Genomic DNA, 7,347 nt, shown 5'->3' on the forward strand with positions numbered 1-7,347 from the left:
GGCCACGCGCGTCCATCGTCATGCCGTCGGGACCGCTGGTACCGAACAGCGAGCAGAAGCGGCCGACCTTCGACACGCTGCCGTCCCTCATGAACGGCAACCGCCACACCGCATTGTCGCGGGTCATCGCGACGAACAGCACGGTCTCGGTTGGATCGAGCACCAGGCCGTTCGGGCTGATGCCGGTGTCGATCAGGCATTCGAGCCGGCCGTTCGGCGTCAGACGATAAACGCGCCCGCTCGGATCATGCAGGCCGGTCTGGCCCTGGTCGGTGAAATAGATGTCGCCGTTCGAGGCGAGATGCAGGTCGTTGCAGCCGCGGAACGATTCCGAATTGCGCGCGGTCAGCACCGGCGTGATGCGGCCAGCCTTGGCGTCGAGCTCCATGATGCCGTGCATGTAGTCGGCGACCAGGATGCGGCCGTCGGCCGCGATCTTCAGCCCGTTCGGCCAGCCTTCATACTCGATCACCAGCGACCACTCGCCATTCGTGTCGATGCGGAAGATGCGGCCGAAGGGAATGTCGACGATGTAGAGATTGCCGTCCTTGTCGAACGACGGGCCTTCGATGAAGCTATCGGTCGCAACGCCGGGCCGGTTGGCGTCGGCCCAATCCGTCCGCACGCCCTTGCGGCGGAACTTGTCGGGCATGGCGGAGAAGATTTTGGTCTCGATCAGGCGCGGCGGCGTTTCCAGGTACATCATGGTTGTTATGTTTCTTGAGCTGGCGGAATGCGCGGCAGCATAGGGCACAATGGAGGGGCCGTCGATTGGTGTGGCGGGCATGGCAGAGATGGTACGACACCCTCCACCGTCGTCCCGACGAAGGCCGGGACCCATACCGCGAGGTCTATCGATCGCGCGCGGTAAGCGTACCGAGCGACGAGTCTTCGCCAAACTACTCCCTGGGGTTATGGGTCCCGGCCTTCGCCGGGACGACGATGGAGAGAGAGAACTCTACCCTGCCGCGCCCGCGAGCTTGGCCTGCTTCGCAGGCGCCRCTTCCGTCGTCGCGATCAGGCGCTTCAGCTCGGGGATGCAGGAGCCGCAATTGGTGCCGGCCTTGAGCTTTGCGCCGATCTCGGCGGCCGTGCGGGCGCCGCTCGCGATGGTGTCGCAGATCGTGCCGCGGCCCACGCCGAAGCAGGCGCAGACGATCGGGCCGGTCGAGGCGGCGCCTTCGCTGGACTTGCCGGACAGCAGCATGCGGCGCTGATCGTCGCTGACGCGATCGGCCGCGAACAGGCTCTTCACCACCTCCCAGTCGCCGGCATCATGCGCGGGGCCGACGAACAGGCAGGTCTCGATGCGGTCGCCGGCGAAAGACGCGGCCCGGTAGACGCCGCCGCCGAAATCGCGGTAGTCGGCGACATCCTCGCCGGCGACGCCGTCGAGCCAGGCCGGCCAGCGCGCGAGATCGGCATTGTCGGCGAAGAGATAGCCGAAGCCGCCGGCGACGGTCGCGCGGGTCCACAACAGGTTCGGCGGCAGATCGAGCTGCCTGCGCGACAGCGCGAAGCCGCGGAAGACGTATTCATACGGCGCGATCGCAGCAGGCGTGGCCTTCGACTCCGGCTGGCCCGAGAACGGATCGGTGAAGGGCGCGACCAGCGCGCCGACGCGGCCGTGCGAGGCGTTCATCGCGCTCCAGTGGATCGGCGCAAACAGCGTGCCGCGCTGCTGGCGGTCGCTGACGACGACCTTCAGGATGCACTGGCCGTAGTCGGTGGTGATACGGGCATGGCCGTGGTGGGCGATGCCGTATTTGTTGGCATCGTCGGGATGGATCTCGACGAACGGCTCGGGCAGATGCGCGCCCAGCCGCTGGCTGAGTCCCGTGCGCGTCATGGTGTGCCACTGGTCGCGGATACGTCCGGTGTTGAGCCGCAGCGGCCGCGACGGGCCGGTCTCGCCGCGCAGCGCCGGCACCTCCGGCGCGACGAAGCGGCCCTTGCCGTCATTGGTGAAGAAGCCGCCCTGCGCGAAGAAGCGCTCGACGGGCACTCCGCCTTCGCGCGCGGGCCACTGCACGGGCTTCAGCGCGTCGAAGGCTTCGTCAGACAACGAGGTGAGCGCGCCGATGTCGAAATCGCGGCTGCCATCGTTCTCGAAGGCCGAGAGCGCGGCGTGCTCGCGGAAAATGTCGGCCGCGGATCTGTAGTTGAAGCTGTCGCCGAAGCCGAGACGCTTGGCGGTCTCGCTCAAAATCCACCAGTCCGGCCGCGCCTCGCCCGGCGCCGGCAGGAACGAACGCTGCCGCGAGATGCGGCGCTCGGAATTGGTCACCGTGCCCGACTTCTCGCCCCAGGCGAGCGCAGGCAGCAGCACATGCGGGCCAGCCTCGACGGTGTCGTTGGAGAGCACGTTCTCGGAGACCACGAACAGCTCGAGCTTCTTCAGCGCCTCGCGCACGAAGTCGGCGTCGGGCAGCGACACCGCCGGGTTGGTGCCCATCACCCACAGCGCCTTGACCTCGCCGCGGTTGATCGCCTCGAACAGCTGCACCGCTTTCAGCCCCTCATGGGTGGCGATGCGCGGCGCCTTCCAGAATCGCCGCACGCGATCGATGTCGGGCGGCGTGAAGTTCATGTGCGCGGCGAGCTGGTTGGCAAGGCCGCCGACCTCGCGGCCGCCCATCGCGTTGGGCTGCCCCGTGAGCGAGAACGGCGAGGCACCCGGCTTGCCGATGCGGCCCGTGGCGAGATGGCAGTTCAGGATCGCGTTGACCTTATCGGTGCCCTGCGCCGACTGGTTGACGCCCTGCGAATAGAGCGTGACGACGCGCTCCGTGTCGCGGAACATCTTGAAGAAGGTCGCGACATCCTGCTCGGTGAGGCCGGTGGCAAGCGCGGTCGCGGTCACGCTGCCGGCGATGCTGCGCGCACGCGCCAGCGCGTCGTCGAAGCCCGACGTGTTGTTCGCGACGTAGTCCTTGTCGAGCGCGCCGTTGTCCGCAAGATGAACGAAGAGGCCCGAGAACAACGCAGTATCGGTGCCGGGCCTCAAGCCCAGGAACAGATCGACGTCGCCGGCCGTGTCGGTGCGGCGCGGATCGATCACGATCATGCGCGCGCCGCGCTCCTGCCGGTTCTTCAGCATGCGCTGGAACAGGACCGGGTGACACCACGCCGCATTCGAGCCGACGAAGACCAGGAGGTCGGCCTGGTCGAGATCTTCGTAACAGCCGGGCACAGTGTCGGCGCCGAAGGCGCGGCGATGGCCGGCGACCGAGGACGACATGCAGAGCCGCGAATTGGTGTCGACGTTGGCGGTGCCGACAAAACCCTTCATCAGCTTGTTGGCGACGTAATAATCCTCGGTCAGAAGCTGGCCGGACAGATAGAACGCGACCGCGTCGGCGCCGTCGCGCGCCACGATGTGCTGCATGCGGTGGGCGACGTGGTCGAGCGCATCGCTCCAGGCGACGCGTTCCAGCACGCCCTTGCAGCGGATCATCGGGTAAAGCAAACGACTTTCCAGCCCGACGGTCTCGCCGAGCGCGGAGCCCTTCGAGCACAGCCGGCCGAAATTCGCGGGATGATCGGGATCGCCCGCGATCGCCGCACCGCCCTTGCCGTCGGGCGTCGCCAGCACGCCGCAGCCGACGCCGCAATAGGGACAGGTGGTCTTGGTGGCGCGGAGGGTGGGATCGATCGCCGTCATATCGAGCCGCCTTATCAAGCTGCCTTGGCAGGACGCGCGAGCGCGCGGCCGAACATCATGTCGGTGCGGATCGCCGTCACCTTCTCGCGATTGCGGATCAGCTCGAGATACCACAGCGCATCGACGGTATCGCCGATCAGCACCGCGCCGGTGAGCCGGCCGTCGGCGATGACGAGCTTCTTGTAGGTGCCGCGCCGGCGGTCGGTCAGCACGAGGCTCTCGCTGCCCTCCCCGCCCATGAAATCGCCGGCGGAGAACACGCTGACGCCCGAGACCTTCAGATTGGTCGAGACCACGCTGCCCTGATAGGACGCAGGCCGCCCGGCGAGATGCCGCGCCAGCACGCGCGCCTGCTCGTAGGCCGGCTCGACCAGGCCATAGCAGGTGCCGCGATGCTCGGCGCATTCGCCGAGCGCGTAGATGTCGGGAGACGCCGTCTGCATCTCGTCGTTGACGACGATGCCGCGGTTGACCGCGATGCCGGCGTCCTTGGCCAGCGCGATATTGGGCCTGATGCCGGCGGCGAAGATCACGGCGTCGGCCTCGATGCGGCTGCCGTCGGCAAGCTCGACGGCCTCGACATGGCCGTCGCCATGGATGCACTTCGTGCTGGCATTGAGCAGGATGCGGATGCCCTTGCGCTCGACCAGCGTCTTGAGCAGGTCGGCCGCGGGCCCATCGAGCTGGCGCTCCATCAGCCGGTCCATCAGATGCAGCAGCGTGACCGGCGCGCCGGCCTTGGCGAGACCGTAGGCCGCCTCGAGCCCGAGCAGGCCGCCACCGACCACGACGACGCGCTTCTTCGCCGCAGCGAGCGTCAGCAGCAGGTCGACGTCGCGGGTGTCACGAAAGGTGTGCACGCCGGCGAGATCGGCGCCGGGCACGTTCAGCCGCAGCGGCGTCGATCCGGTGGCGAGCACGAGCTTGGAATATTCCATGCTCTCTTCGCCGGCGATCTTGAGCTCGCGGCGGCCGGTGTCGATCTCGGTGACGCGATAGCCATAGCGCACCGTGACGCCGCGATGCCGCCACCAGTCGGCCGGCCTGAGCTCGATCTCGTGCGAGCCGGTCTCCCCCGCAAGCACGGAGGAGAGCAGCACGCGGTTGTAAGCGAGCCGCGGCTCATCGCCGATGACGGCAACCGCGTAGCGGCCGAGTGCGGTCTTGGCGAGCTCATCGACAAGACGCGCGGCCGCCATACCGTTACCGACGATGACCAGCGGTTCACTCACACGGCATCTCCTATTCAGCGGCCTGCGGCTGTGCGCCGTAGGCCTCGGAAATCATGAAGCCGGACAGCACGCCGTAGGCGTCGGTCCAGGCTTTTGCCAGTTCGGGCGTCCAGGCTTCGCCGAGGCCCTTCTCCAGGGTCCACAGCAGGGTCGCGCCGACCACGGGATAGTGCTCGGCCTTCGCGCCATAGCCGACGTGACGCTTGGCCAGCGCCGAGGCCGCGGGAAGGATCGCTTCCAGGTTCGATAGGCCGCCGACGACGGCGGCGAGCATGCCCATCAGCTTCTTGCGCTGCTCGGTCATGTCCTCGGGAAACATCGCACGTACCGATGGCGCCACTTCGAACAGGCGGTCGTAGAACAGCACCGCGGCCGCCTCGGAAATCGGCGCGACCTTGGAAAAGCTCTGCTGGACGAGGGTGATCTGTTCGGGCGTCATGGTGTTCTCCTGCCTGTTTCGGTTTGCCTTTGTCCGCGCCGTTGCGGAAAAAGTTCATGGGTCAAACGTCATCAGCGAGACTTCTCCCCGCGTACGGGGAGAAGCGACATTCGTGCCAAGTGTCACACCCGCGCTTCGGCGAGGCTTGGCGCGCCTTCACTCTGCGGGCTGCGACGCAGGTAGAACCACCAGGTCAGCCCGAGGCAGGAGGCGTAGAAGGCGAGATAGATCGCGAGCGCGAGCTGCGGCCCGCCGGTCAGGGCGATCGACTTGCCGAAACCGCTCGGGATCAGATAGCCGCCGACGGCGCCGACCGCGCCGATGAAGCCAACCGCAGCACCGCTTTCGATGCTTGCCGTCTTCAAGGCAGCCGCACGCGCCGCATCGCCTTTGCCGCGCACCTTGAATAGGTTCTGCTCGCGGAAGATCGAGGGGATCATGCGGTAGGTCGAGCCGTTGCCGATGCCCGTGGTGACGAACAGGAGCAGGAACATCGACAGGAAGCCGATGAAGTCCTTGTGCCCGACGAAATAGAGCACGCCGACCGTGGCGCCCGCCATCACGATGAAATTCCAGAACGTGATGATGGAGCCGCCGACCTTGTCGGCGAGCCAGCCGCCGAACGGCCGCGCCAGCGAGCCGACCAGCGGACCGAGGAACGCGATCGAGATCGTCACCGTGGGGAACTGCGTCTTGATCAGCAGCGGAAACGCTGCGGAGTAGCCGATGAAGGAGCCGAACGTGCCGATATAGAGGTAGGCCATGATCCAGGTGTGCTTGCGCTTGACCACCGCGAGCTGGTTCCTGATCGACGACTTGGCGGTGGTGAGGTTGTTCATGAAGAACACCGCGCCCAACACCGCGATCGCGATCGGCAGCACCCACATCAGGCCGGCGTTCTGAAGGAACACGCCGTCGACGGGCGTGGCCTGGAACAGGTTGATCACGGCGAGCGTCATCAGGATCGGGGTCAGGAGCTGCACGCTGGAGACGCCGATATTGCCGCCGGCCGCGTTCAAACCGAGCGCCCATCCCTTCATCCGGTCAGGGAAGAAGAACGAGATGTTGGTCATGCTGGAGGCGAAGTTGCCGCCGCCAAGGCCGGCGGTCGACGCAATCAGCAGCATCAGCCAGAACGGGGTGTCGGGCTGGCTGACGAAATAGGCGAGCGACAGCGTCGGGATGAACAGGACAGCCGCGCTGAAAATGGTCCAGTTGCGGCCGCCGAAGGTCGTGACCGCGAACGTATAGGGGAAGCGCATGAAGGCGCCGATCAGCCCCGGCACCGCGACGAGCTGAAACAGCTGGTCGGTGGTGTAATGGAAGCCCGCCTGCGGCAGCTTGGTGGTGACGATGCTCCAGATCAGCCACACCGAGAAGCCGATATGTTCGGCGACGATCGACCAGATCAGGTTACGCCGGGCGATCGCTTTGCCGCCCGCATTCCAGAACGCCTCATCTTCGGGGCGCCAGTCAGAAATCCACGTCGGACTTTTAGTCATTGCTTATCCCTTCCAGGCTCACCGCTGCGTCGTTGCAGGCTCAGCCTCCGGCCACGGAGGCGCGCTCCAGGGCCAAGCCCCGGTGGCGAGTTCACGATGCTGATTGATGATGTTGAGGGACGTCGTCGTTGGCGTCGGAAAAGCTATTTCAATTTCCGTGCCAGTTGCGCGCGATCGGGAAATACAGGGAATTCAGAGGCTTGTTCGCATCGCCCGAAATTTTCGCAGGCCAATTTCGCATGCAAATTTTGCGATTCGCTCAATCCTTGTGCGGCGCACAAGGATTGAGCGAGCTGTCGATTATTTAGGCGCGCATATCTTCCGCGTTAAACCTTGGTTTACGCGGCTTCGACGAAGCGATGACGTTCGTAGAGGAATTCGAGCACACGCTGCCGGCACTTCAGATAGGTGGTGTTGGTCGCGAGCTCGAGCCGCTTGCGCGGGCGCGCCAGCGGCACCTCCAGCACCTCGCCGATGCGTGCGGACGGCCCATTCGTCATCATCACGATG

5 protein-coding genes and 1 pseudogene are annotated in these 7,347 nt (G+C 65.9%); all 6 read right to left on the bottom strand.

Going from position 1 to position 7,347, the window contains the following annotated elements:
• Positions 1-706, bottom strand: a 706-nt coding sequence (locus ACXJL8_RS28290) for an SMP-30/gluconolactonase/LRE family protein (protein WP_456685983.1), incomplete at its 3' end; no start/stop codon positions are given.
• Positions 707-958: 252 nt separating this feature from the next.
• Positions 959-3,664, bottom strand: a complete 2,706-nt coding sequence (locus tag ACXJL8_RS28295) for a molybdopterin-dependent oxidoreductase (RefSeq protein WP_456685984.1) — start codon at positions 3,662-3,664, stop codon at positions 959-961.
• 14 nt (positions 3,665-3,678) lie between these two features.
• A complete protein-coding gene (locus tag ACXJL8_RS28300) occupies positions 3,679-4,896 on the bottom strand; it encodes an NAD(P)/FAD-dependent oxidoreductase (protein ID WP_456621424.1) in 1,218 nt (405 codons plus the stop codon).
• A 10-nt stretch (positions 4,897-4,906) separates the two neighbouring features.
• The gene (locus ACXJL8_RS28305) at positions 4,907-5,335 is read right to left on the bottom strand and encodes a globin family protein (RefSeq protein WP_456621423.1); all 429 of its coding nucleotides are present in this window, start codon (positions 5,333-5,335) and stop codon (positions 4,907-4,909) included.
• 122 nt (positions 5,336-5,457) lie between these two features.
• A complete protein-coding gene (locus ACXJL8_RS28310) occupies positions 5,458-6,837 on the bottom strand; it encodes an MFS transporter (protein ID WP_456621422.1) in 1,380 nt (459 codons plus the stop codon).
• Between the two features lie 338 nt (positions 6,838-7,175).
• Positions 7,176-7,347: pseudogene (locus ACXJL8_RS28315) on the bottom strand (ABC transporter ATP-binding protein); the annotation flags it as partial.

It is taken from the genome of Bradyrhizobium sp. P5_C11_2, from assembly GCF_054049755.1.